The sequence below is a fragment of the Streptomyces sp. NPDC045695 genome, from assembly GCF_056432025.1.
Genome location: NZ_JBWKJU010000001.1, coordinates 302,650 through 326,422, shown reverse-complemented (window position 1 = coordinate 326,422; position 23,773 = coordinate 302,650). Strand labels below are relative to the sequence as shown.

The 23,773-nt window shown below is 74.2% G+C and carries 21 protein-coding genes; 9 read left to right on the top strand and 12 right to left on the bottom strand.

Translation table 11 applies throughout. The features are described 5' to 3' along the window. The first annotated feature begins 3 nt into the window (after positions 1-3). Positions 4-690: a uracil-DNA glycosylase gene (locus tag AC07DU_RS01490; RefSeq protein WP_360895638.1), complete on the top strand. Its 687-nt coding sequence runs from the start codon at positions 4-6 to the stop codon at positions 688-690. A gap of 96 nt (positions 691-786) precedes the next feature. Further along, positions 787-1,701: a sirohydrochlorin chelatase gene (locus tag AC07DU_RS01485; protein WP_360895641.1), complete on the top strand. Its 915-nt coding sequence runs from the start codon at positions 787-789 to the stop codon at positions 1,699-1,701. Between the two features lie 82 nt (positions 1,702-1,783). On the opposite strand, the gene AC07DU_RS01480 is transcribed toward AC07DU_RS01485, so the two are convergent. The 3 genes from AC07DU_RS01480 to AC07DU_RS01470 all read right to left on the bottom strand — a co-directional run bounded on the left by AC07DU_RS01480 (position 1,784) and on the right by AC07DU_RS01470 (position 4,858). Next, positions 1,784-2,842, bottom strand: coding sequence for a lactonase family protein (locus tag AC07DU_RS01480; RefSeq protein ID WP_479108992.1), 1,059 nt, complete (start codon positions 2,840-2,842; stop codon positions 1,784-1,786). Between the two features lie 47 nt (positions 2,843-2,889). After that, complete coding sequence (locus AC07DU_RS01475) at positions 2,890-4,026, bottom strand: nitric oxide synthase oxygenase (RefSeq protein ID WP_479108990.1); 1,137 nt, start codon at positions 4,024-4,026, stop codon at positions 2,890-2,892. A gap of 232 nt (positions 4,027-4,258) precedes the next feature. Next, positions 4,259-4,858 carry a GNAT family N-acetyltransferase gene (locus AC07DU_RS01470; protein WP_479034820.1) on the bottom strand — a complete coding sequence of 200 codons (600 nt, stop codon included), beginning with the start codon at positions 4,856-4,858 and terminating at the stop codon, positions 4,259-4,261. 140 nt (positions 4,859-4,998) lie between these two features. On the opposite strand from AC07DU_RS01470, the gene AC07DU_RS01465 reads away from it, so the two are divergent. Further along, on the top strand, positions 4,999-7,302 hold the full coding sequence (locus AC07DU_RS01465) for a HelD family protein (protein WP_479108988.1): 2,304 nt from the start codon (positions 4,999-5,001) through the stop codon (positions 7,300-7,302). A gap of 3 nt (positions 7,303-7,305) precedes the next feature. Here AC07DU_RS01465 and AC07DU_RS01460 read toward each other — a convergent pair whose 3' ends face one another. The 4 genes from AC07DU_RS01460 to AC07DU_RS01445 all read right to left on the bottom strand — a co-directional run bounded on the left by AC07DU_RS01460 (position 7,306) and on the right by AC07DU_RS01445 (position 11,694). After that, entirely contained in the window at positions 7,306-8,817 is a 1,512-nt protein-coding gene (locus tag AC07DU_RS01460) for an FUSC family protein (protein WP_479108986.1), read from the bottom strand. A gap of 287 nt (positions 8,818-9,104) precedes the next feature. Beyond that, on the bottom strand, positions 9,105-9,533 hold the full coding sequence (locus AC07DU_RS01455; protein ID WP_479108984.1) for a universal stress protein: 429 nt from the start codon (positions 9,531-9,533) through the stop codon (positions 9,105-9,107). A 9-nt stretch (positions 9,534-9,542) separates the two neighbouring features. After that, complete coding sequence (locus tag AC07DU_RS01450) at positions 9,543-11,051, bottom strand: APC family permease (RefSeq protein WP_479108981.1); 1,509 nt, start codon at positions 11,049-11,051, stop codon at positions 9,543-9,545. 49 nt (positions 11,052-11,100) lie between these two features. Further along, a complete protein-coding gene (locus tag AC07DU_RS01445; protein WP_479108979.1) occupies positions 11,101-11,694 on the bottom strand; it encodes a histidine phosphatase family protein in 594 nt (197 codons plus the stop codon). 135 nt (positions 11,695-11,829) lie between these two features. Between AC07DU_RS01445 and AC07DU_RS01440 the strand changes: the two genes are divergently transcribed. After that, positions 11,830-12,450: an RNA polymerase sigma factor gene (locus AC07DU_RS01440; protein WP_479108977.1), complete on the top strand. Its 621-nt coding sequence runs from the start codon at positions 11,830-11,832 to the stop codon at positions 12,448-12,450. On the opposite strand, the gene AC07DU_RS01435 is transcribed toward AC07DU_RS01440, so the two are convergent. The 3 genes from AC07DU_RS01435 to AC07DU_RS01425 are packed head-to-tail and all read right to left on the bottom strand — an operon-like array spanning position 12,374 to position 16,398. Next, complete coding sequence (locus AC07DU_RS01435; RefSeq protein WP_479108975.1) at positions 12,374-13,414, bottom strand: MerR family transcriptional regulator; 1,041 nt, start codon at positions 13,412-13,414, stop codon at positions 12,374-12,376. The genes AC07DU_RS01440 and AC07DU_RS01435 overlap by 77 nt on opposite strands. A gap of 39 nt (positions 13,415-13,453) precedes the next feature. Next, positions 13,454-14,827: a cryptochrome/photolyase family protein gene (locus AC07DU_RS01430; protein ID WP_479108973.1), complete on the bottom strand. Its 1,374-nt coding sequence runs from the start codon at positions 14,825-14,827 to the stop codon at positions 13,454-13,456. Positions 14,828-14,841: 14 nt separating this feature from the next. Then, a complete protein-coding gene (locus AC07DU_RS01425; RefSeq protein ID WP_479108971.1) occupies positions 14,842-16,398 on the bottom strand; it encodes an SDR family oxidoreductase in 1,557 nt (518 codons plus the stop codon). Positions 16,399-16,525: 127 nt separating this feature from the next. Here AC07DU_RS01425 and AC07DU_RS01420 point away from each other — a divergent pair, with 127 nt between their 5' ends. The 4 genes from AC07DU_RS01420 to AC07DU_RS01405 all read left to right on the top strand — a co-directional run bounded on the left by AC07DU_RS01420 (position 16,526) and on the right by AC07DU_RS01405 (position 20,319). Beyond that, positions 16,526-17,005, top strand: coding sequence for an Lrp/AsnC family transcriptional regulator (locus tag AC07DU_RS01420; protein WP_361943264.1), 480 nt, complete (start codon positions 16,526-16,528; stop codon positions 17,003-17,005). 46 nt (positions 17,006-17,051) lie between these two features. Continuing rightward, positions 17,052-17,729 (top strand): HAD family hydrolase, encoded by a 678-nt coding sequence (locus tag AC07DU_RS01415; RefSeq protein WP_479034848.1) that lies wholly within the window; start codon positions 17,052-17,054, stop codon positions 17,727-17,729. Positions 17,730-17,816: 87 nt separating this feature from the next. After that, positions 17,817-19,172, top strand: coding sequence for a cytochrome P450 (locus tag AC07DU_RS01410; RefSeq protein ID WP_479108969.1), 1,356 nt, complete (start codon positions 17,817-17,819; stop codon positions 19,170-19,172). Between the two features lie 70 nt (positions 19,173-19,242). After that, positions 19,243-20,319 (top strand): FAD-dependent oxidoreductase, encoded by a 1,077-nt coding sequence (locus AC07DU_RS01405; RefSeq protein WP_479108967.1) that lies wholly within the window; start codon positions 19,243-19,245, stop codon positions 20,317-20,319. Between the two features lie 43 nt (positions 20,320-20,362). On the opposite strand, the gene mltG is transcribed toward AC07DU_RS01405, so the two are convergent. Continuing rightward, complete coding sequence (gene mltG / locus AC07DU_RS01400) at positions 20,363-21,208, bottom strand: endolytic transglycosylase MltG (protein ID WP_479034857.1); 846 nt, start codon at positions 21,206-21,208, stop codon at positions 20,363-20,365. A gap of 63 nt (positions 21,209-21,271) precedes the next feature. Next, complete coding sequence (locus AC07DU_RS01395; protein ID WP_479108965.1) at positions 21,272-23,134, bottom strand: ABC transporter ATP-binding protein; 1,863 nt, start codon at positions 23,132-23,134, stop codon at positions 21,272-21,274. Positions 23,135-23,228: 94 nt separating this feature from the next. Here AC07DU_RS01395 and AC07DU_RS01390 point away from each other — a divergent pair, with 94 nt between their 5' ends. Next, the gene (locus AC07DU_RS01390; RefSeq protein ID WP_366868625.1) at positions 23,229-23,681 is read left to right on the top strand and encodes a MarR family winged helix-turn-helix transcriptional regulator; all 453 of its coding nucleotides are present in this window, start codon (positions 23,229-23,231) and stop codon (positions 23,679-23,681) included. The last annotated feature ends 92 nt before the right edge of the window (positions 23,682-23,773 follow it).

Here is a 23,773-nt window from a genome sequence, read left to right as displayed (position 1 = left end):
ACCGTGGCAGCACGACCGTTGAACGAGATCGTCGAGCCGGGCTGGGCCCGGGCTCTGGAGCCGGTGGCGGGGCAGATCGCCGCCATGGGCGACTTCCTGCGCGCCGAGATCGCGGCGGGCAGGACGTACGTCCCGGCCGGGGCCCACGTGCTGCGCGCCTTCCAGCAGCCCTTCGACGAGGTGAAGGTCCTGATCGTCGGCCAGGACCCCTACCCGACCCCGGGGCACGCGGTGGGCCTGTCCTTCTCGGTGGCCCCCGAGGTCCGGCCGGTCCCGCCGAGCCTCGACAACATCTTCCTGGAGCTGCACCGGGACCTCGGCACCGGCCGCCCGGCGAACGGCGACCTCACCCCGTGGACCCGGCAGGGCGTGCTGCTGCTCAACCGCTCGCTCACGACCGCGCCCCGCCGGCCCAACGCGCACCAGGGCAAGGGCTGGGAAGCCGTGACCGACCAGGCCATCCGGGCGCTCGCGGCGCGCGGCAAGCCACTGGTCTCCATCCTGTGGGGCCGGGCGGCGCGCAATCTGCGGCCGCTGCTCGGCGAACTGCCCGTGGTGGAGTCCTCCCACCCCTCCCCCAGGTCCGCCGATTTCGGCTTCTTCGGCTCCAGGCCGTTCAGCCGGACGAACGACTTGCTGGTGAGACAGGGGTCACAGCCTGTGGACTGGCGCTTGCCGTCCGTCAGTTGAGGGTATCTGTTCTTCAGCGGATAAATACGGACAGATGCCGCGCGAGAAGGCCCTGCCCGAACACCTGGTTCCGATAAGCCAGTAGCATGCGGCGCCATGAGCTCCCCCACTGGGCCCGCAAATGGCCTGCCCGTACGAATGCCGCGACCCCGCCAGACCGGACGGCACCGCCGGCCCGAGCCCGCGGTGGCGCCCGAGGGCGCGCCCGCGCTGGTGCTCGCCGTGCCCGGTGCCCCCTCGGCCGTCTCGCGGGGGCTCGCGGAAGAGATCATCAGCATCGGCCGCTCCGAGCTGCCGGGCCTCGACGCCCGGATCGGCTTCCTCGAAGGGGACGACGCCTCCGAGTTCCCGTCGCTGTCGGGTGTCCTGACCGCGGTCGCGAGCGAGCGTGCCGCGCGCGCGGACTTCGCCCGCGCCATCGGCCAGGAGGTGCCCGCGCCGACCGGCCCGGACGCCGTGGTCGTGCCGCTGCTGGCCGGTCCGGACGGCGATCTGCTCCGCCGGATGCGCCAAGCTCTGATGGACTCCTCGGCCGCCGCCGAGCTGGCCGACGTACTCGGTCCGCACCCGCTGCTCGCGGAGGGCCTGCACGTGCGGCTGTCCGAGGCGGGCCTGGCCCGCGCCGACCGCGCCCGGCTCTTCACCGTGACCACCGCCGCCGACGGCATCGTGCTGGCCACCACCGGTGGCGAGGAGGCCGTGCAGGCCGCCGGGATCACGGGCATGCTGCTCGCCGCCCGTCTCGCGGTGCCGGTCAAGGCGGCCGCCCTGGACCAGGAGGGCTCGGTGGCCGCCGTCGCCGAGCAGCTGCGCCGCGAGGGCTCCACGCAGCTCGCGCTCGCCCCGTACCTGATCGGCCCGGAGGCCGCGGACGGACTGCTGGACACCGCCTGCAAGGAGGCCGACTGCGCCGCCTCCGAGGTGCTCGGCGCCTACGGCGCGCTCGGCAAGCTCGCCGTCGCGCAGTACTCCGCCGCGCTCGGGATCAGCCAGGGCGCCCCTGCGAACTGAACCGTCCCACCACGACGTGAGGGGCTCCCGCCGAGCGGCGGGGGCCCCTCACGTCGTACGACCCCGCGCACCCCTGGGGCCGTCAGCCGAAGACCACGCAGGTCGGGGCGGGCACGGCCGTCGAGCCGGCCGGCTGCGGGTGCCCGGTCAGCGGGTCCACGTCGAACCAGGTGACGTCCCCCGAGCGCTCATTGGCCGCGTACAGCCGGCGCCCCGAGGGGTCCACGGCGAGGTCGCGCGGCCAGCGACCGCCGCAGTCGGCGACGCCGGTCAGCCGCGGCTCCTCGGCCCCGCCGGTGAGGGAGAAGGTGGCGATGACGTCGGCGCCGCGGACCGCCGCCCAGACGAAGCGCCCGTCGGGTGAGGCGACGACCGCGGAGGGGTAGTCCCGTACGGCCCCTGAGCGGGCTTCTGAGAGCACCGGAACCTCCCGGACCGGTTCCAGGCCGCCCGCTTCCGCGTCCCACCGGCAGACGGTCAGCAGCGGCCTCAGCTCGTTCACCACGTACGCCAGCTTCCCGTCCGGGTGGAAGGCGAGGTGGCGCGGGCCGTTGCCCGGGGCCAGCCGGGTCTCGGAGTGCAGCCGCAGCGCGCCGCCGCCCTCCTCCAGCGCGCAGACGCGGACGGAGTCGGTGCCGAGGTCCACGCTCAGCACCCAGCGGCCGGTCGGGTCGGGCAGCACCTGGTGGGCGTGCGGCCCCTCCTGCCGCTCGGCGTCGGGGCCCGATCCGCGGTGCGCGAGGACGGCGGCGGGCCCGCCCGGGCTGCCGTCGGCGGCCAGCGGGAGGCTGCTGACGTCCCCGGAGGTGTAGTTGGCGGTGAGCAACCGGCCCCCGGCCAGGCTCAGGTGCGTGGGACCGGAGCCCCCGACGCGGACGGCCGCGCCGAGGGGGGTCAGCCCGCCGGCGGTGGGCCGGAAGGCGGCCACCGCACCCCGCCCCGTCTCGCTCACCGCGTAGAGCAGGCCGGTGTCCCGGGCGAGGGCGAGGTACGAGGGGTCCTCGGCGGCGGTGACCGAGAGCGGGGTCAGCGCCCCGGTCGCCGGATCCACGGCCGCGGTGGTGACACCGCGCCCGCCCGCCGACGTGAACGAGCCGATGTAGGCCCGGTGTTCCGCCGCGCCGGCCGTCCTGTCACGCATGCCGTGTCCCTCCGCCGATCGGTTCGGAGCCGACCCTAACAGGAGGTCTAGACCAAATCTCGCCCCTGGGCCCGTTCCTGCGCCCCGGAGTGGTGGACGTACGCGGTGCTGCTCGGGCTGTCCTCGTAGGTGCGGTGGAAGACGGGGGTGGCCGAGCCGGAGATCGGCGGCACGATCCAGGACCAGTCCGCGCCGACCTCGCGCCCCTTGTGCTGCTCCCGTTCCAGGTGGGACAGGAACCGCCGGGATTCGCTGTGGTGGTCGGCGATGGTGACCCCGGCGCGGTCGAAGGAGTGCAGGACCGCCCGGTTGAGCTCGACGAGCGCGCGGTCCTTCCACAGCGAGCGGTCGCTGGAGAGGTCCAGGCCCAGACGGCGGGCCACGGCCGGCAGGAGGTTGTACCGGTCGGTGTCGGCGAGGTTGCGGGCGCCGATCTCGGTGCCCATGTACCAGCCGTTGAACGGGGCCGCCGGATAGTGGACGCCGCCGATCTCCAGGCACATGTTGGAGATGGCGGGTACGGCGTGCCAGCGCAGCCCCCAGTCCGCCCAGCCGCCCTGGTCGGGGTGTTCGATCGGCACTTCCAGGACGGCGTCCGCGGGGGTGTCGAACCAGCGCGGTGTGTCGTGGACACCCTGGACCACCAGGGGAAGCAGGTCGAAGGGGGTGCCGGCGCCGCCGGGCCAGCCGAGCCGGAGCAGGGCGGCGGTGAGCGGGGCGTTGCGCGCGTCGCCCACGGTGAGCGAGGGGTGGTCCCCGTAGCCGGCGTACCGGACGAGCTGCTCGCTCCAGATCAGCGGGCCGGGGCGGTCCGGGGTGTCCGGCGCGAAGACGGTGATCGTGGGTCTGACCCGCCCGCCGTTCGTCGCCTCGCGCAGGTGCTCGAAGCATTCGGCGGCGATGTCGTCGGCGTCGGTGAGTGCGCGGCGGTCACGGACCCGCAGCGAGTTCCAGTAGAGCCTGCCTATGCAGCGGTTGCTGTTGCGCCAGGCCACCCGCGCCCCGTGGACCAGTTCCTGCGGGGTGTGCACGTAGCTTCCGGTGTCCGCCAACTCGGCCCGCACTGCGGCGAGCCGGGCCTGCGGATCGCCGGCGTCCCGATTCTCCCGGTGGAAGAGCCGGATGAACTCCTCGGCCGCTTCCCACACCTGTGCGGTGGTGGAGCGCTGGTGAAGAATTTCCATCCCGGGCGGTTACCCCCCGTCCGACCTGATCCACCCCGTACGTGCCGGATGAATGCGCAATGAGCAAGGACCCGTTGTATATGCGGCAGGTCGGCGCCGTGCGGTTCGAGCGCCCCGAACACCCCTCCGAGTGCTCTTCGGGGATCGGGCTGCGGGCGGCGGTCGAAGGGGCGTACGATCCGACCCGCGCGGGCACGGGCCGGGCCGCGTCAGGGGCCGGGCCGGGTGCAGGTCACGAGCACGGCCGGCTCATGAAGAGCGCCTGCTCACCGGCGGCGGGCGTGCCCTGGTACAGGGTGGTGTCGAGGCCGCAGAAGGTGAATCCCATGCGCCGGTAGGCGTGCACGGCCGGGGCGTTGACCGAGCTGACCTCCAGCCACAGGTGCTCGGCGCCCCGTTCGCGCGCGAACCGGTCCGCGCACTCCACCAGCGCCCGGCCGATGCCGCGTCCCCGGCGGCCGGGCTCCACCTCGATGTCTTCGATCGTCAGCCGCCGGTTCCACGCGGCGTAGCCGACGGCGGCGAAGCCGCAGACGTCGCCGCCGTCGAGCGCCACGTAGGTGCGCGTGTCGGCGGCCGAGTCCACGGCGCCGGCGCGGCCCCCGGCCCCGGCGAACCCCTGCTCGTCGTGCTCCTCGGGCGGGAACGCCTTGTGCACCGGCGGGTCCACCGGGACCTCGCGGAGCACGAAGCCGAAGCCGGAGTCGGCGGCGGCGACCTCGAAGACCGTGGCGGTGGTGAAGGAGCCGTCCAGGGCCTCGATGGCACCCGCGTCCTGCGGGCGGGCGAGGCGGTAGACGATGCCGTCGGCGGAGCCGGGTGCAGTGGTCATGGAATCCACGGTACGCAAAAAATCCCCCGGCCGAATTGACTGCCGAGGGAGGAGTGAGCGTATATTTAATAGTTCGCGACTTCAGTAAAACGAGTCCGCAAAGAAGCTTACGAAGACACCGTATCGCGGCAGGAGTGCAATTGTCAACCGAGGAATTCCGGAAAGAGCAGCAATTCGTCACCGACCTCTATCGGCGCCTCGATGACCTGCGCGACCAGGCCGAACACGCTGTCGAATCCGCCTTGCGCGACGTCGGCACCGGTTTTCAGGCCCGTCTGGAGCGCGATGTGCTGGTCGCCGAGCAGTCCGGCCTGCTCTCCGCTCTGAATGGGGGTGAGAACGGCCTCTGTTTCGGCCGTCTGGAGTTCTCCGACGGCCGTGACCACCACATCGGCCGGATCGGAATCCGCGCGGACGACACCGACCGCACCCCGCTCGTCCTGGACTGGCGCGCGGATATGGCGCGTCCGTTCTACCTCGCCACCGGCCACACCCCGATGGGCCTGCGCCGGCGCCGCCACATCGGCAGCCGGGGGCGCGTGGTCACCGCACTGCACGACGAGATCCTCGACCTGACCGACGCGGAGCGCACCGGGCACGAGGGCGCCGACGCGGACGCCGTGCTGCTCGCCGCGCTGGACGCCGCCCGGACCGGCCGCATGCACGACATCGTGCGCACCATCCAGGCCGAGCAGGACCGGGTCATCCGCTCCACGCACCGCGGGGTGCTGGTCGTCGAGGGCGGCCCCGGCACCGGAAAGACCGCGGTCGCGCTGCACCGCGCGGCCTACCTCCTGTACGCCCACCGGGAGTCGCTCGCCAAGCGCGGGGTCCTGATCGTCGGACCGGGCCCGGCCTTCGTGGGATACATCGGCGGGGTGCTCCCGGCCCTGGGCGAGACGGGCGTGCTGCTGGCCACCCCGGGCGAGTTGTTCCCCGGGGTCCACGCCACCGGCGCCGAACGGCCGGGGGCCGCCGCGGTGAAGGGCCGGGCCGCGATGGCGGAGGTCCTCGCCCGGGTCGTCGCGGACCGCCAGCGCCTGCCGGAGACCGTGCCGACGCGGTGCGGCGAGGACTACGACACGGTCCCCGAGCCCGCACTGGAGATCGACCACGACGATTACGGGACCCTGCTGCTCGACCGCACCATGGCGTACGCGGCACGGGACCGGGCCCGCGCCACCGGGCTGCCGCACAACCAGGCCCGGGCCGCCTTCGCCTTCCCGGTCATCGACGCGCTCACCGCGCAGCTGGCCGAGCGGCTGGGCGCGGATCCGTACGGCGGTCCGAACCTGCTGGGCGCGGACGACATCGCCCAGCTCGGCAAGGAGATCGCGGTGAGCCCCGCGGTGCACGCCGCGATCGACTCGCTGTGGCCCCGCCTCACCCCCCAGCAGCTGATCGGCGACTTCCTGGCGGAGCCCACCCACCTGCCCGCGCACGAGGCCGAGCTGATCCGCCGCGCGCCCTCGCCGCGGCCCGACTGGACCCCGGCCGACGTGCCGCTGCTGGACGAGGCCGCCGAGCTGCTCGGGGAGGACGACAGCGCCCGGCGCGCCGCCGAGGAGCGCGAGCGGCAGCGGCGCATCGCCTACGCGCAGGGGGTGCTGGACCTGTCGCAGGGCTCGGAGTCCTACGAGTTCGAGGACGAGGAGAGCGAGTACCTCGCGGCGCACGACATCATCGACGCCGAGCGGATGGCCGAGCGCCACGAGGAGGCCGATCACCGCAGCACGGCCGAGCGGGCCGCGGCCGACCGCACGTGGGCCTTCGGGCACGTCATCGTGGACGAGGCGCAGGAGCTGTCGGAGATGGCGTGGCGGCTGCTGATGCGCCGCTGCCCGACCCGGTCGATGACGCTGGTCGGCGATCCGGCGCAGACCGCCGACGAGGCGGGCTGCGGTGCGTGGGAGCGGATCCTCGACCCGTACGTGGGCGGGCGCTGGGACCTGGTCCGGCTCGGGGTCAACTACCGCACGCCCGCCGAGATCATGGAGGTGGCGGCAGCCGTACTGCGGGAACGCGATCCCGGCTTCGAACCCCCGACGTCGGTACGGGCCACCGGGACGCGGCCCTGGTCGCACGCCGCGCAGGACCCGGCGCGGGCGGTCGCGCACGCCGTGGAACGGGAGCGGCCGGCCGAGGGACGGCTCGCGGTGATCGCCCCGCGCGGGCTGCACGGGGCGCTGGCCGCCGTACTGCCCGGCGTACGGGAGGACGTGGAGCCGGATCTGACCCGGGAGGTCGTCCTGCTGGACCCGCGCCAGGCCAAGGGGCTGGAGTTCGACACGGTGATCGTGGTCGAGCCGGCCGAACTCCAGCCCAGCGACCTGTACGTGGCCCTGACGCGGGCCACCCAGTCCCTCGGGGTGGTGCACACGCCCGGCCGGCTGCCGGCGGGGCTGGCCGCGGCTTCGGCTTCGGGCGGGTTGCTCAGGCGCTGATGCTCAGGCGCTGACGACGACGGGGTCCCGCGGGTCGGTGCCGAGCGGGGCGGCGAGCCCGGCGAGGGCCCGCTCCAGGCCGTGCAGGTGGGCGAGGGCGGGCCCGGCGGCGGTGGCCGCGGCCGCCTGCGCCGCCGTGTCGTCCGCGGCGGCGAACTCGTCCAGACGCCGTTCGCCCGCGGTCAGTGCCTCGACGGCCGCCTCGACGCGCCAGCAGGCCGCGGCCAGGCGGGCGTCGTGGCTGGCGTCGGGGTCGGCGGCGACGGCCACCAGCCCGCGCACCTCGCGGGCGCAGTCGTCCAGCAGGGCGATGACCTGGCCGGCGCGGGCCTTGCGGGCGCGGAACGGGCTGAGCGGGTGCACCAGCGGCGCGAGCGCCATCCGGACCCGGGCCAGCAGGGTCTCCAGCTCGGCCGCGTGGGGCGCGGGGTCCGCCGTCGGGGAGCCGGCCAGGCGGGCCGCGGCCTCGGCGGTGGCCGCGTGCACGCAGTGCAGGGCCCGCTGGATCCAGGCGTCGTTCGTGGCGTGCGTGGTGACCGGCAGCACGAGGACGACGGCCAGCGCGGCGCACACCGCGCCGACGGCCGTCTCCTCCAGGCGCAGCACGAGCAGGCCGGGATCCAGCACGCCCAGCAGCCCGTAGAGCAGTCCGGCCATCAGGGTGACGGCCAGGATCATCCAGCTGTAGGAGACAGGGGCCGTGTAGAAGATCGCGAAGGCGCATCCGGCGACCAGGACGGCGGTGGGCGCGGGCGCTCCGTCCAGCGGGATGGCGATCAGCACGCCCGCGGCCACGCCGACGACGGTGCCGAGCACGCGGCGGAAGCCGCGCACGAGGGTCTCGCCGCGCGATGCGGTGTTGACGAAGATCCACCAGGCGGTGCCGACGGCCCAGTACCAGCGGTCCTCGGAGAGCACCTGGCCGACGGCGAGGGCGAGGGCGCACGCGGCGGTGGCCTGGAAGGCCTGGCGGGTGGTGGGCCGGGCCAGGCCCCGCCCGGGCAGCGGCGCGGGTGCGGCGGCCGGCGGGGTGCGCCGCTCGATGGGCCACAGCAGGAACCGCACTGCGGCGGCGGCCCCGAGGGCCAGGGCCACGGCGGCGTACAGGGCGGGGAGCTGGGCGGGCAGCGCGTGCAGGAACTGGGTGATGAAGACGTTCATGAACGCGAAGATCCCGAGCGCGTGTCCGCGCGGGCCCCAGCGGCGGGCGTAGACCCCGCAGAAGACGACGAGGACGAAGGCGGCGTCCCGGGCGAGGGGCACCCCGTGCAGGGTGGTGGCGAGGGCGAGGACCGGGAATCCGGCGGTCGGCAGCAGGGCGGTGGTGACCGCCTGGCGGCGCACGGTCGCATCGGTGACGGTGAAGAGGGCGAGCAGGGCCGCCAGTCCCCCGGTGATGGAGGCGGTCAGGGACAGACCGCAGAGCTCGGCGAGGGCGACGGCGGCGGCGACGCCGATCACGGCGCGGGCCGCGTTCCTGAGTCTCATACGGCCCGGATCCGGTGCCACGAACATCCTCTTCACGGCGGTGTGCCGCCCCCCTCGCAGTGGTGCGCGCCGGCCCGGCTCCGCCCGGGGGTGGTGGGCGGCTCACGGGCACGGCGAAGGCGCCGCGCTCCGGACCGGCCTCGTTGCCGTCCGGCGCTGCGCGGCGCCGAAAGTACATGGATACGCCACAGATAAACATCCAGGAGGGCATTGGCTCAAGCGGCCCCCTTACCACTGCACCAATGGCACAGCGAGAACGCGCCGTCCTCGGCCAGGGCGGTGCCAACGGACCGGCCGACCGGCCGCCCGCCTGGTCAGTGCTCCGGGCCGGTCTCCGTCGGCACGCACAGGACGGGCACCGGGGACAGGTGCAGTAGCTTGTGCGGGGTGGAGCCGAGGAGGGCGCCGCGGATGGGGCTGCCGCCCCAGGTGCCGACGATGATGACCCGGGCGTGGTGACGCTCCGCGGCGTCCAGCAGGGCCTGGGCCGGCTTCTCGTCGACCACCTCGACCGTCGACGGCACGCCGGCCGCGTCGGCCGCCTCGACGGCGTGCGCGAGGGCGCTGCGGCCCGCCTGGCGGACGGCTTCCCGGTGGGCCCGGTACTCCTCGCCGGTGGCGCCGGGGGCCGCGGCGCCGAAGACGAGGACGAGGGGCTCGCCGAAGGCGCCGGCCACCTCCAGCGCCACGTTCAGGGCGCGTGCCGCGCCGGGCGACTCGTCGTATCCGAGGACCACGGACATCCCGCCTCCTCAGCGCTTCCCGCCGTGGACGAGCGCCGGATCGGCCACTCCCCGCCGCTCCTGCCAGAACCGGCCGTCCCGTACCCGCCAGAAGCACATGACGAGCACGCCGACGGCGGCGATCGCGATCCCGATGACCAGCGGCGGGCCGAGGCCGAACCAGGAGACGCCGCTGGCCGAGTTCTCCGGGTTGGACATGTCGTGGACCGACTCGACGAGGAGCCAGGTCAGCAGGCCGGCGCCGGTCACCGGGCCGACTCCGATGAGCAGGAGGTTGTGCAGGTTCTCCCGCAGGTGGCGGCGGTAGTAGACGGCGCAGGCCAGGCCGGTGAGGGCGTAGTAGAAGGCGATGAGCAGGGAGAGCGCGGTGAGCGAGTCCAGGAGGGCGTTCTCGCTGATCTGGTTGACGGCGAGGTACCAGACGATGGCGATGCCGGCCACCCACCAGGTGCTCACGTCCGGGGTCCGGAACCGCGGGTGGATGTGCGCGAGCGGGGGCGGCAGGGCGTGCCGGCGGGCCATGGACAGGGCGGTGCGGGAGGCGGGGATGATCGTGGTCTGGGTGGAGGCGAGCGCGGAGGTGCAGACGGCGAGGAGCACCACCCAGTCCCAGCCGCCCATGACCTCGTGGGCGAGCACGGCGAAGAGGGCCTCCTCCTCGCCCGCGTTCGCGGCGAGGAACGCGGTGCCGGAGTAGCCGACGACCGCGAATCCCACGGACAGGTACGTCACCAGGAGCACCACGGTCGACCAGATGCCGGCCCGGCCGGGTGCCGTGGCGGAGTTCTCGACCTCCTCGGTGAGGTTGACCGCGGACTCCCAGCCCCAGTAGATGAACACCCCGAGCAGCAGTCCGCCGGTCAGGGCGGCGCCGCCGGCGCCGAAGGGGTTGAGCCAGCCGACGGACGGTTCGAGCGAGTCGAGGGTGCTGGTGCCGGCGTAGATGCGGTAGAGGGCGACGACGGCGAAGGCCAGCAGGCAGAGCACCTGCGCGAGGATGAGGACGTCCTGGAAGTGGGCCGACAGTTCGGTGCCGATCACGCAGATCGCGGTCATCGCCAGGATCACGGCGACCGTGAGGCCCTGCCGGACCGCGGCGTCGGCGGCCCAGCCGTCGAGGCCGACGGCGAGCAGCCCGAAGTGGACGGCCACGTCGGCCAACGAACCGATGACGAGCACTCCCGTCATGGCGATGGCCCAGCCGCCGAGCCAGCCCGCCCAGGGGCCCATGGCCCGGGTGACCCACGAGAAGGTCGTCCCGCAGTCCTGGTCGACCTTGTTGAGGTAGTAGAAGGCGGCGGCGATGAGCAGCATCGGCAGGAACGACGCCAGCATGATGCCCGGCGCGTAGATCCCGGCCAGGGCCACGATCGGGCCGATGACGGCGGCCAGGGAGTAGGCCGGCGAGGTCGAGTTCAGCCCGATGACCAGCGCGTCGAGGAAGCCGATCGCATTGGGCTTGAGCCCCGCGTCCTGCTGCTCCGTCCCGGGTTCGCCACCCGCACCGTCATGGGCCATGTACGCATGGTCGGGCACCGGGCAGCGCCGCGCGAGGCGGGCGCTGCCGTCAGGGGCGGGTGTTCCAGCCCGCGATCACGGGGAGGCCGTGTTCCGTGGAGAGCGCGCTGACGGTGCCGGTGCGCAGCAGGAACAGGCGGCCGGCCACCGGATCCAGGCCGAGGTAGCGGGCGGTGAGGACGCGCAGGAAGTGGCCGTGGGCGACGACCACGACGTCGCCGTCGTCCGCGCGCAGGACGGGCGCGACGCGGGCCAGGGCGCGGTCCGCTCGGGCTCCCACCTGGGCGGCGCTCTCGCCGGGGTGCGCCGGGTCGCCGGGCGGGACGCCGTCGGTCCACAGGGACCAGTCGGGGGCGCTGCGCCGGATCTCCGCGGTGGTGACGCCCTCGTAGCCGCCGTAGTCCCATTCGTAGAGGTCGGGGTCGGGGACGGCGCCGGTGAGGCCGGCGAGTTCGGCGGTGGCGACGGCCCGGCGCAGCGGGCTGGTCAGCACCAGGGCGGGCCGGCGGCCCTGGAAGTAGGGGGCGAGGGAGATGGCCTCCTCGACGCCGCGCGCGGTCAGGGGTACGTCGGTGCGCCCGGTGTGCCGCCCGTTGGCGCTCCACTCCGTCTCGCCGTGCCTCACCAGCACCAAGTCGCTCATTCTCGCGACCCTATGCGGTGCGGCCCGTGGCCGCGGGGTCGGGGTCGGCGTGTCAGGGAGCCGGTGCCTCGGCCTTGATTCGGTGCATAAACGCTGCGAGTTTCCCGGAGGCGGCCGGCGCACGAGGCTCGACCCATGGACGGCACACTCATGGACGGCACAGGGGTGCAGCGCCCCGGGGGCTCCGCAGGGCCCGGTGAGAGCGTCGTGGCCGGTTTCACGGCCGGGGACGACGCCTGCGTGGAGGCGGTCTACCGGCGGTGGGGGCCGATGGTGCACTCCCTCGCGCGCAGGGCGCTGGGGGACGAGCGGGAGGCCGAGGACGTCACCCAGCAGGTGTTCCTCGCGGCCTGGCACGGGCGGCGCGGCTACCGGCCGGGGCCGGGCGGGCTGGGCGCCTGGCTCAGCGGGATCACCCGGCACAAGGTGGCCGACGCGCTGGAGGCGAGGGGCCGCCGGGCCAGGGCGGCCGCCGCCGCGGCGCGTGCGTGTCCGGACCCCGCCGCCCGGTCCGGCGCGAGCGCCCGGGCCGAACCGGAGCGCGTCGTGGACCGGTTGCTGGTGCTGGCCGAGCTGTCCCGGCTGCCGTCCCCGCAGCGGCGGGTGATGTGCCTCGCCTTCTACGGAGACCTCTCCCAGTCCCAGATCGCGGACCGTACGGGCCTGCCCCTGGGGACCGTCAAGAGCCATATGCGGCGGGCCCTGCACGGCCTGCGCCGGTCGATGGGGCCGCATCCGCCGTCAGCGCCGCGATGACCTCCAGGCCCGATCGCAGCCCGAAGAGGCGCTCCGCGCGCGGTTGCGGGGCGCCCGCGCCCCAGCCCGGTCCCGCGAGCAGCAACGCCGGGTGCCCCCGCGCGCCGCGCAGGCCCCACTCGATGCCCGCCACGGACCGGGCCAGGGCCGCGTCCGCGGTGGCCCTGGTCTGGGACCACAGCACCACGGCCCGCGGCCCGGTCCTGCGTACGGCGTCCCGCAGGGCCTGCGCGGGCAGCGCGGCCCCGAACATCCGCACGGGCAGGCCCCGTTCGCCGAGGGCCGCGGCCAGCGCCTCGATGGGCAGGCTGTGCTGCTCGTCCGGTACGCACGCCAGGAGCACCGGGGGCGCTGCGGGGTGCGGCGCCGCAGGAGCGGGCCGGATGCGGTGCACGGCCGCGGACACGTGCCAGGAGAGCAGGTGCTCCACCTCCACGTAACGCTCCCCCGCCGAGGCCCATGTGCGGCCCACGGCGTGCAGGGTCGGGGCGATGATCTCCTCCCACGCGGTGACCAGACCGTGCTCCGCGAGGGCGGTGTCCAGCAGTTCGGCCACCGACGGCGCGTCCAGCCGTACGGCGGCACGTGCGAGCCCCCGGCACTCCGGGCGGACCTCACCGAGGCGAAGGGGACCGGGCCCGCCCGGCATCACCGGACCCGCCGCGCTGGATGCGGCGGGTGCTGCGGGTGCCGCGTCCAGCGCGGCCCGCGCCGCCTCGGCCGGGGGGACGCCCTGTGCGGTGAGCCGGCACATCAGCTCCAGCCGGGCGATGTCCTGCGGGGTCCAGCGGCGGTGGCGTCCGCCCTCGCGGCGGGCGGGACCGATGGCGTACCGGCGCTCCCAGGAGCGCAGCGTGTTCGGCGACACTCCCAGGTGCCGGGCGACGGCGCCGGTACTGAGCGCGACGGCGGGCGGGCCCGGCGGGGGTCCGGGCCGTGTCGGGGGCTGCGGCGGGGGCTGCACCCGCACACGGTACGACGGGCGGCGGGGGGCCGAGTCGCTTCACCCACCGTGCCGCCCCTGCCGGAAACGGTCGAGTCCGTCGGCGAGCGACACCACCGGATCGGGGTAGTCGTAGCGGGCCCGCTCCGGCTCCGCCAGCCGCCACGGCTCGTGGACGAGCGGAGCGTCCAGCCCGGCGAGCTCGGGCACCCAGCGGTGCACGTAGTGGCCCTGCGGGTCAAAACGCAGGCCCTGCCGGACGGGGTTGAGCACGCGGTTGGGGCGGGTGTCGGTGCCGGTGCCCGCGATCCACTGCCAGTTCAGCTGGTTGTTGGCGAGGTCCCCGTCGACCAGGAGGTCCAGGAAGTGGCGGGCGCCCGTCCGCCAGTCGATGTACAGGGTCTTGGTCAGGAAGCTCGCGACGAGCATCCGGCCGCGGCCCGGCATCCAGCCTTCGTGGCGCAGCTGGCGCATGGCGGCGTCGACCACGGGATATCCGGTGCGGCCGTCCTTCCATGCCTCGGTCTCCTCCTCGGCGGCGGGGCCGGTGCGCCAGCGGTCCTGCCGGGCGCGGTAGTCCTCGGTGGCCACCTCGGGGCGAGCGGCGAGCACCTGGTGGTGGAAGTCGCGCCAGCACAGCTGGCGGACGAAGGCCTCGGCGCCGGGGCCACCGACGGACCGGGCCCGGTGGACGGCCTCGGTGGCCGAGAGGGTGCCGAAGTGCAGGTGCGGGGAGAGGCGGGAGGTGGCGTCCCCGGCCAGATCGTCGTGGCGGTCCGCGTAGTCGGCCAGTCCGGAGCGGAGCCAGTTCGCCATGAGCCGCCGGGCCTCGCTCTCGCCGCCCCGGGCGAGGCCCGGGGAGATCCCGGTGAGGGAGCCGCGCGCCGGCAGGGGCTCGGAGCCGACGCCTTCGGGGACCCGGACGGCGCGGGGTGCGGCGGCGAGCGGCCGCGGGGGCAGTTCGGTCCAGCGGCGGAGGTAGGGGGTGAAGACGGCGAAGTGATCGGCGCCGGCCGGGTGCACGGCGCCGGGCGCGACGGCGGTGATGACCGTCTCGTGCACGTAGAGCCGCCGTCCCTCGGCTTCGAGGGCGCTGCGCAGCCGCTCCTCGCGGGCCTGGGCGTAGGCGCTGACGCCGGCGGCCATGTGGACCTCGTCGGCGTCGGTCTCCCGTACGAGGGCGCACACCTCGGCGACGACGTCCCCGGAGCGCAGCACCAGGCGGGCGCCGCGGGCGCGCAGTCCCGCGTCGAGGTCGGCGAGGCAGTCGGCGAGGAAGGCCTGCCGGTTGGGCGGGGCGAAGCCGGCGGCCGCGACGGCGCGGTCGCGGACGAACAGCGGAACCACCTGGTCGCAGGAGGACATGGCCGCCCGCAGCGGCGGGTGGTCGTGCAGGCGCAGGTCGGAGGTGTACAGGACCACCGCGACGTTCATGTTCTCGCTCCGCGTCAGGGTCGGTGAGGAGGGTTGTCGTGGGGTACTTCGGCGGCCGGGGTCCCCGTGGATGCGCTGTCGGCCGCGGCGCCGTCCCGGCGTTCGGCGGCGCGGGCGATGTTGCGGGCCATCCCGCCGAAGACCACGGCGTGGAAGGGGGACACGCTCCACCAGTAGAGGTGGCCGAGCAGGCCGTGCGGGTGGAACAGCGCCCGCTGCCGGTAGCGGGCCCGGCCCGGCTCCGGACCGGGGTCGGCGCGCATTTCGAGCCAGGCGAGACCGGGCAGCCGCATCTCGGCGCGCAGCCGCAGCAGCCGGCCCGGTTCGATCTCCTCCACCCGCCAGAAGTCGAGGGAGTCGCCCACGCGCAGGCGGGTGGCATCGCGGCGGCCCCGGCGGATGCCGACTCCGCCGACGAGCCGGTCGAGCCAGCCGCGTACCGCCCAGGCCAGCGGGAAGGAGTACCAGCCGTGCTCCCCGCCGATGCCCTCCACGACCCGCCACAGCGCACCGGGCGAGGCCGCGACGGCCCGCTCCCGCTGGTCGGTGTACAGGCTGCCGCCCGCCCAGTCGGGGTCGGTGGGCAGCGGGTCGCTGGGCGCGCCCGGCACGGAGGCGGAGGACCAGCGGGTGGTCACGTCGGCCTCCCGGATCCGCTGGAGGGCGAGCGAGAGCGCCTGGTCGAAGCCGAGCGGTGCTCCGGGCGGGTCGGGCACGTAGCGGGCGATGTCGTGCTCCGCGCAGACCACCTCGTGGCGCAGTGACTCCGCGAGCGGCCGGGCCAGCGCCCGCGGCACGGGGGTGACCAGGCCGATCCAGTGGCTGGACAGCCGCGGGGTGAGCATCGGGACGCGCAGGATGAGCCGGTCGGGCAGCTCGGCCACCGCGGCGTAGCGGCGCATCATCTCCTCGTACGTGAGCACGTCCCGGCCGCCGATGTCGAAGGCCCGGTTCACCTCGGGCGGCATGCCGGCACTGCCGACGAGGTAGCGCAGGACGTCGCGGACGGCGATGGGCTGGCAGCGGGTGCCGACCCAGCTGGGGGTCACCATGACGGGCAGCCGCTCGGTGAGGTAGCGCAGCATCTCGAAGGAGGCGGAGCCGGAACCGATGATGACCGCGGCACGCAGGACGGTGGCCGGTACGGGCCCCGCGAGGAGGATCTCGCCCACCTCGGCGCGCGACCGCAGGTGCGGCGACAGCTCGTGCACGGGGATGCCCGCCGGGGTGAGTCCGCCCAGGTAGACGATGCGCCGGACCCCGGCCGCGTGGGCCTGCTCGGCGAAGATCCGGGCGGCGGCGCGGTCGCGTTCCTCGAAGCCGGAGCCCCCGCCGAGGGCGTGCACGAGGTAGTAGGCGACGTCGACGCCCTCCAGGGCGGCGGCCACGGCCTGCGGGTCGGTGGCGTCGCCGCGGACGGTCTCCACCTGCCCGGCCCAGGGGTGGTCGCGCAGCTTCTCCGGGGATCGGGCCAGGCAGCGGACGCGGTGGCCCGCGTCGAGCAGTTCGGGCACCAGTCGCCCGCCGATGTAGCCGGTGGCTCCGGTGACCAGGCAGTTCAGACCCGTCATGACTGTCTCCGCTCCTCGTGGGCCGTTCGGGCCGGGGGTCCCGTACGCGATTCCGGCGGGGCGGTGCGATCGGATGCGCGCGAGCGGGCACCGTCCGCCGGAACTGAGCCATTGGTACAGTCACGGCATGGCGGTGGACGAGCTCGACACCCGGATCCTGCGCCTGCTGATCGAGCAGCCGCGCACCAGCGTCCGCGAGTACGCCCGCATCCTCGGCGTGGCGCGGGGCACGCTGCAGGCCCGGCTGGACCGGCTGGAGCGCACCGGTGTGATCACCGGGACCGGGCCGGTGCTCTCGCCGGCGGCGCTCGGACACCCGGTGCTGGCCTTCGTGCACATCGAGGTCACCCAGGGGCACCTGGACGACGTGGGCGAGGCGCTGGCCGCCGTACCGGAGATCATCGAGGCCTTTTCCATCACCGGCGGCGGTGACCTGCTGACGCGCGTGGCGGCCCGCGACAACGCCCATCTGGAGGACGTGATCCAGCGGCTGATCCGGCTCCCGGGCGTGGTCCGCACCCGCACGGAGGTCGCGCTGCGCGAACGGGTCCCCCACCGGCTGCTGCCCTTGGTCGAGTCCGTGGGCAGGGCGGCCCGCAAAGCCTGACAGGATGGCCGGGGCAGGACAGAACCGGCAGGACGGGACCCAACGGATGATTTCCGTCATATTCGATCTCGACGGCACCCTCGTGGACAGTGAGCCGAACTACTACGAGTCCGGCCGCCGCACCCTGGAGCGGCACGGGGTCGCCGACTTCACGTGGGAGCAGCACGCCCGTTTCATCGGCATCGGCACGCTGGAGACGCTGGAGATCCTCAAGGACCGGTACGGGATCCCGGCGCCGGTCGAACAGCTGCTGACCGAGCAGAACTCCGCCTACCTGGAGCTGGCCGGCACCCGGACCGAGGTCTTCCCGCAGATGCGCGAGCTCGTCGAACGCCTGCACGCCGAGGGCGCGGCGATGGCGGTGGCCTCCGGCTCCTCGCGCGAGGCGATCGACGCCGTACTGGCGGCCACCGGGCTGGACCGCCTGCTGACCACGGTGGTCTCCGCCGAGGAGGTGGCGCACGGCAAGCCCGCGCCGGACGTGTTCCTGGAAGCGGCCCGCCGGCTGGGCGCGGACCCGGCCGGCTGCGTGGTCTTCGAGGACGCGGCGCCGGGTGCGCGGGCGGCCCGCGCGGCGGGGATGGGCTGCGTGGCGATCCCGTACGTGAAGGACACCGCGCACGACCCGGCCTTCGCGGCGGCCGGGCTGCTCTTCCCGGGCGGGCAGGCGGAGTTCAGCGCGGACGTGGCGCACGACTGGCTGACGGCGCGCCGGACCGGCTGACGCACCACCGGACAGGCTGACGCACCGCCGGACGCCGGCCCGGTCGGCCCTCTGGCGCCCTGCGCGGGCCGGTGCCACCATGCCTGCGTGACCGCGACCCTGCCCCCGGGCACCCGGACCGGCGGACCGCGCGGGTGGCCCCTGCTCGGGAACCTGCCCGCCTTCGCCCGCGATCCACTGGCCTTCTTCGAGTCCCTGCGCGACGACTACGGCGACTGGGTGCCCTGGTCGCTCGGCCCGCGCCGGGGAATACTGCTCTCCCGGCCCGAGCACACCGGAGAACTCCTGGGAGCCGTCGAGTCCACCTTCAAGCCCATGGAACTGGGCTGGGCCTTGCACCAGTTGCTGGGCAACGGGGTGGTCGTCTCGACCGGAGACGACTGGCGGCGCAAGCGGGCGCTGGTCCAGCCCGCCGTGCGGCCGCGCCAAGTCGCCTCGTACGCCGCCACGATGGTGGAGTGCGCCGACGCGCTGGCCGGCAGCTGGCGCGAGGGGGCGCGGATCGACGTACACCAGGAAATGGCCCGGCTCACCCAACGGATCGCGGTGCGCACGCTGTTCGGCAGTGACGCGGCGGGCCGGGAGGCGCCCATCAGTGCGGCCATGGCCACGGCGCAGCGGGAACTGGGGGCGGAGTTCAGGGGGCTGACCCTGTTCCTGCCGTCGTGGGTGCGCACTCCGGGCCGACGCCGGATGCGGGAGGCCGTGGCGGTCCTCGACGAGGAGATCGAGTACGTCATACGGGAGCACGAGGCCGCGTCGAGCGCCGGCGCGGAGCGGGACGACCTGCTGAGCCGGCTGCTCGCGGCCCGCGACGAGCACGGCGGCCCGCTGTCCCGCAAGGAGGTGCGGGACGAGTCGATCACCCTCTACATCGGCGGCCACGAGACCACCTCGACCACCCTGACCTGGGCCTGGCAGCTGCTTTCGGGGGCGCCCGAGGCGCGGGCCCGGCTGACGCAGGAGCTGGACCGGGTACTGGGCGGGCGGCTGCCGACGCACGAGGACTACGCGCGGCTGCCCTGGACCCGGCAGGTGGTCAAGGAGGCGCTGCGGATCTATCCGCCGGTCTGGCTGATCTCGGCGGTGGCCGCCCAGGGCGCGAGCATCGGCGGGCGGGCGGTGCCGGCGGGGACGGCGGTGTGGACGAGCCCCTGGTCGATGCACCGCGACGAGCGGTGGTTCCCGGACCCGGAGGCCTTCCGCCCCGAGCGGTGGGACGCGGACGCGCCGCGTCGGGCGCCGGACCATGCCTGGTTCCCCTTCGGCGGCGGCCCGCGCGCGTGCCTGGGGGCGCGGTTCGCGCTGGTGGAGGCCGTGCTCGTGCTGGCCGTAGTGGGGCAGCGGTTCCACCTGGACAGCGGGACCGAGCGGGCCGGGGTCTTCCCCGGGCTCACCCTGCAGCCGAGGACCCCGGTGCCGGCGACGCTGGTGGCGGCCTGAGGGCTGGGCCCGAGGGCTGGGGCCTGAGGGGTGCGGGAAGAGTCCGCACGCCTCGGGAGTTAGTAGAACCGTGAACGACATCTCGCGCGACGTGGACGTGGTGGTCATCGGGGCCGGGCAGGCGGGCCTGTCCAGCGCCTACCACCTCGCCCGGACGGGGATCGACCACGTGGTCCTGGACCACGCGCCCCGCCCGGGCGGGGCGTGGCAGTTCCGCTGGCCCTCCCTCACCTACGGCAAGGTCCACGGGATGCACGCCCTGCCCGGCATGGAACTGACGGGCGCGGACGCGCTGCGGCCGTCGTCGGAGGTGATCGGGGCGTACTTCGCCGCCTACGAGGACCGCTTCGACCTGCGCGTACGGCGTCCCGTGGACGTCAGCGCCGTACGGGACGCAGGCGCGGGACGGCTGCGGGTGGAGACCTCGGACGGCGTCTGGTCGCCCCGGGCCCTGATCAACGCGACCGGGACCTGGGACCGGCCGTTCTGGCCGCGCTACCCCGGGCAGGACGTCTTCCGCGGCCGTCAGCTGCACACCGCGAACTACCCGGGGCCGCAGGAGTTCGCCGGGGCTCGGGTCATCGTCGTCGGTGGCGGCACGTCGGCGGTGCAGCACCTGCTGGAGATCTCGGAGGTGGCGGCGGAGACCACGTGGGTGACGCGCCGGCCCCCGGTCTTCCGCGACGGCAGCTTCGGCGAGGCCGAGGGCCGGGCCGCGGTGGCGCTGGTGGACGAGCGGGTGCGCCGGGGGCTGCCCCCGCAGAGCGTGGTCAGCGTCACGGGACTCCCGCTGAACGATGCCGTCCGGGCCGGTCTGGCCTCGGGCGTGCTGGAGCGCCGGCCCCTGTTCGACCACCTCACCGCCACGGGCGCCACCTGGGCCGACGGGACCCGCGTGGACGCGGACGTCATCGTGTGGGCCACCGGATTCCGCGCGGCCGTCGACCACCTGGCCCCGCTGCGCCTGCGCGAGCCCGGCGGGGGCATCCGGGTCGAGGGGACCAGGGCCGTGCGCGACGAGCGGGTCCACCTGGTCGGCTACGGCCCGTCGGCCTCGACCATCGGAGCCAACCGGGCGGGCGGCGCGGCGGTCCGCGAGATCCGCCGGCTCCTGGCGCGCGAGCGGGCGGGCGCTGCGGCGCTCTGAGGGCGCGGACGGGGGCTCCGGCCGGTGCCGGGCCGTCCGCACCTCATCTTGCGGCGGCGGGAGCAGCCTTCGCGCGGATCCGGTTGAACTCCGTCACGTGCTTCTTGTGTTCCTCGTAGGTCGCCGAGAAGCGGGTGTCCCCCGGCTTGACGGTGACGAAGTACAGCCAGTCACCGGGCGTCGGCGCGACCGCCGCGGCCAAGGCTTCAAGGCCGGGGCTGTCGATCGGCGTGGGCGGCAGTCCCTGGCGTGCGTAGGTGTTGAAGGGGCTGTCGATGCGGGTGTCGCTCAGCTTGGTGTCGACCGTGCTGCGGTTGAGCGCGTAGTTGAGGGTGGAGTCCATCTGAAGCGGCATCGACTTCGCCAGCCGGTTGTGCACCACCCGGGCGACCTTGCCCATGTCGGCGCGGTTCTCGGCCTCCGCCTCGATGATGCTGGCCAGGGTGGCCGTCTGGTACGGGGTCATCCCGTGGGCTCTTCCACCGTCCGCCACGGCCCTGGTGGCGAGCTTCTCGTTCGCCGTCCGGACCATGTACGCGAGCAGCGAGGCCGGGGTGGACTTCGAGGTCACCGGGTACGTCGCCGGGAAGAGGTAGCCTTCCGGATTGCCCTTGGCCTCCGCGGGCAGCTCCAGCCCGGCGGTGGCCACCGCCGTCTTCGTGGAGCCCGGCGGGAGTTTCAGTTCGCGGTCGATCGCGGCGTACACCTGCGGGGCCCGCCAGCCCTCGGGGATCACCAGGCGGCGCGGCCTCTCCGGGGCTTCCTCACCCCGCAACAACGGGATCAGGGCTGCCGCACCCAGCGCCAGCAGTGTGCCGATCAGGAGCGCGAGCCGGCCCCGGCGGGTGAGCCGGGAACGGCGCTGTGGTGGCCGGTGCTCATGACGCATGCGGGAACACTAACCCGCGAAACGCGACTTTTCCGACATTCAGCCCATTCGTCATTCATATGGTCATACATTGATCCGAGCCAGCTCGACGCCCTCGGGTGGCTCGGGCGCCAGCGCGGCGTCCCGGTCCCGGCGGACGAGGGCCGCGTACCGGCCGTCGGCCTTGAGCAGTTCCTCGTGGGTGCCTCGCTCGGCTATGCGGCCCGCGTCCAGGACCACGATCTGGTCGGCGTCGCGGACGGTGGAGAGGCGGTGCGCGATGGTGATGGTCGTCCGCCCGGCGGAGAGGTTGTCGATGGCCTGCTGGACGGCGTGCTCGGTGCGGGTGTCGAGGGCGCTGGTGGCCTCGTCGAGGATGAGCACCGGCGGGTCCCTCAGGATGGTGCGGGCGATCGCCAGGCGCTGCTTCTCCCCTCCGGAGAACCGGTAACCGCGCTCGCCGACCAGGGTGTCGTACCCGTCGGGCAGGGACGCGATGTGGTCGTGGATCTGGGCCGCGCGGGCAGCCTCGACCATCTCCTGGTCGGTGGCGTCGGGCTTGGCGAAGCGCAGGTTGTCCGCGACCGAGGCGTGGAACAGGTAGGTCTCCTGGGAGACCACTCCGATGGAGCGGGCCAGCGAGTCGAAGTCGAGGTCGCGCACGTCGATCCCGTCGAGGGCGACCCGTCCGCCGGTCACGTCGTAGAGCCGGGGCACGAGGTAGCTGAGGGTGCTCTTGCCGGAGCCGGTCGGGCCGACCACGGCGAGGGAACCGCCCGCCGGGACGGTGATGTCGATCCCCGAGAGGGTCGGACCGTTCTTGGCGTCGTACGCGAAGTGCACGTCCTCCAGCGCGACCTCGCCCTTGGCCCGCTCCAGCCGGACCGGGTCCGGGCGCTCGGTGATGTCCACCGGCAGGTCGAGGTATTCGAAGATGCGCGCGAACAGGGCGAGCGAGGTCTGTATCTGCACGCCGGTCGACAGCAGGCTCACGGCGGGCCGGAAGAGTCCCTGCTGCAGCGTGACGAAGGCGACCAGGGTGCCGACGGAGAGCGAGGGCGCGCCCGTCTGGAGGGCCAGGCCGGCGGCCCAGTAGATCAGGGCGGGCATCGCGGCCATGACGATGCCGATGGTGGACATCCGCCAGCGCCCGGCCATGCTGGCCCGCACTTCGAGGCCGACGAGCCTCTCGGACTCCTCCGCGAAGGCGCTCGTGAGGGAATCCGAGCGGCCCATGGTGCGGCCCAGCAGGATGCCGCTCACCGAGAGCGACTCGGTGACCGTCGCCGCCATGGCCGCCATCTGCTTCTGGCGCTTCATGGTGATCTTCTTGCGCTCGCGGCCGACCCGCCGGCTGATCCACACGAAGACGGGGAGCAGGGCCAGCGAGACGAGGGTGAGCCGCCAGTCGAGCGCGAGCATGGCGACGACGGAGGCGATCACGGCCGTCAGGTTCGAGACGAGCGAGGTGGCGGTGGAGGTGACGGTGGCCTGCATGCCGCCGATGTCATTGGCGATGCGGGACTGGACCTCGCCGGTGCGCGTCCGGGTGAAGAAGGCCAGCGGCATCCGCTGGAGCTGCGCGTAGACGGCGGTGCGCAGGTCGTGCATGACGCGCTGCCCGACGGTGGTGGAGATCAAGGTCTGGAGCACGCCGAAGACGCTGGTGACCACGGCGGTGAGGATCATGCCGAGGGCGAGCAGGCTGAGCAGCCCGGTGCGGCCCTGCGGGATCGCGACGTCGAGGATCTCCTTGAGCAGGAACGGCGAGGCCACGCCGACCAGGGAGGATGCGGCCACCAGCAGGCCGACGACGGCGAGCCGCCCCCGGTAGGGCCGGAACAGCCCCACGATGCGGCGCAGCTCGCGCGGCTGCTCGGCCGGGGCGGGGCGGCGGGGGTCGAGGGGATCGTTCGACGGCGTCCACTTCGGTTCGTCGTGACGCATGGGCACCCTCTCGGGGTCGGGGGTCGAGGCCATTGGAGCATAGGTGATTGTTACCTATGCTCACAATGAACGGCATCCTGATATTGTTCCCGGCATGAGCTCCGCCTCCGACACCGACCGCCTCCTCGCCGAACAGCTGCTGCGCCTGACGCGCAGGCTCCACCGGATCCAGAAGCGGCACATGGAGCCGCTCGGGATCACTCCCGCCCAGGGTCGGCTGCTGCGCCTCGTCTCGCACTACGAGGGGGGCCAGGCGCCCCGAATGGCGGATCTCGCCGCCCGCCTGGAGGTCGTCCCCCGCGCCGTGACCACCCTCGTGGACGGCCTGGAGGCCGCCGCGTGCGTACGCCGCGCGCCCGACCCCGCCAACCGGCGCGTCATCAGGATCGAGCTCACCGACAACGGCCGCGCCACGCTGCGCCGGCTGCGCAGTGCGCGCACCGACGCCGCGGAGGAGATCCTGGCACCGTTGACCGCCGACCAGCGCGAGGTGCTCGGCGGCCTGCTGAACACCCTCTCGGACGCCCCGGCGGAGCGCACCTGCTGAGGAGGCCACACATGGCCTGGAGCGCGCCACCCGCCCGTGAGCGCCGTTGTGCGCGGCCCGTCTGACCAGGCGTCCTTCCACGGAGGAGATCC

Bases quoted from the DNA above. Each gene is read 5' to 3' on its own strand.
- AC07DU_RS01425 (WP_479108971.1), bottom strand. From the start codon at position 16,398: ATGACGGGTCTGAACTGCCTGGTCACCGGAGCCACCGGCTACATCGGC.
- AC07DU_RS01420 (WP_361943264.1), top strand. From the start codon at position 16,526: ATGGCGGTGGACGAGCTCGACACCCGGATCCTGCGCCTGCTGATCGAG.
- mltG (WP_479034857.1), bottom strand. From the start codon at position 21,208: ATGCGTCATGAGCACCGGCCACCACAGCGCCGTTCCCGGCTCACCCGC.
- AC07DU_RS01480 (WP_479108992.1), bottom strand. From the start codon at position 2,842: ATGCGTGACAGGACGGCCGGCGCGGCGGAACACCGGGCCTACATCGGC.
- AC07DU_RS01450 (WP_479108981.1), bottom strand. From the start codon at position 11,051: ATGGCCCATGACGGTGCGGGTGGCGAACCCGGGACGGAGCAGCAGGAC.
- AC07DU_RS01390 (WP_366868625.1), top strand. From the start codon at position 23,229: ATGAGCTCCGCCTCCGACACCGACCGCCTCCTCGCCGAACAGCTGCTG.
- AC07DU_RS01470 (WP_479034820.1), bottom strand. From the start codon at position 4,858: ATGACCACTGCACCCGGCTCCGCCGACGGCATCGTCTACCGCCTCGCC.
- AC07DU_RS01430 (WP_479108973.1), bottom strand. From the start codon at position 14,827: ATGAACGTCGCGGTGGTCCTGTACACCTCCGACCTGCGCCTGCACGAC.
- AC07DU_RS01445 (WP_479108979.1), bottom strand. From the start codon at position 11,694: ATGAGCGACTTGGTGCTGGTGAGGCACGGCGAGACGGAGTGGAGCGCC.
- AC07DU_RS01460 (WP_479108986.1), bottom strand. From the start codon at position 8,817: ATGTTCGTGGCACCGGATCCGGGCCGTATGAGACTCAGGAACGCGGCC.
- AC07DU_RS01455 (WP_479108984.1), bottom strand. From the start codon at position 9,533: ATGTCCGTGGTCCTCGGATACGACGAGTCGCCCGGCGCGGCACGCGCC.
- AC07DU_RS01415 (WP_479034848.1), top strand. From the start codon at position 17,052: ATGATTTCCGTCATATTCGATCTCGACGGCACCCTCGTGGACAGTGAG.
- AC07DU_RS01440 (WP_479108977.1), top strand. From the start codon at position 11,830: ATGGACGGCACACTCATGGACGGCACAGGGGTGCAGCGCCCCGGGGGC.
- AC07DU_RS01395 (WP_479108965.1), bottom strand. From the start codon at position 23,134: ATGCGTCACGACGAACCGAAGTGGACGCCGTCGAACGATCCCCTCGAC.
- AC07DU_RS01485 (WP_360895641.1), top strand. From the start codon at position 787: ATGAGCTCCCCCACTGGGCCCGCAAATGGCCTGCCCGTACGAATGCCG.
- AC07DU_RS01475 (WP_479108990.1), bottom strand. From the start codon at position 4,026: ATGGAAATTCTTCACCAGCGCTCCACCACCGCACAGGTGTGGGAAGCG.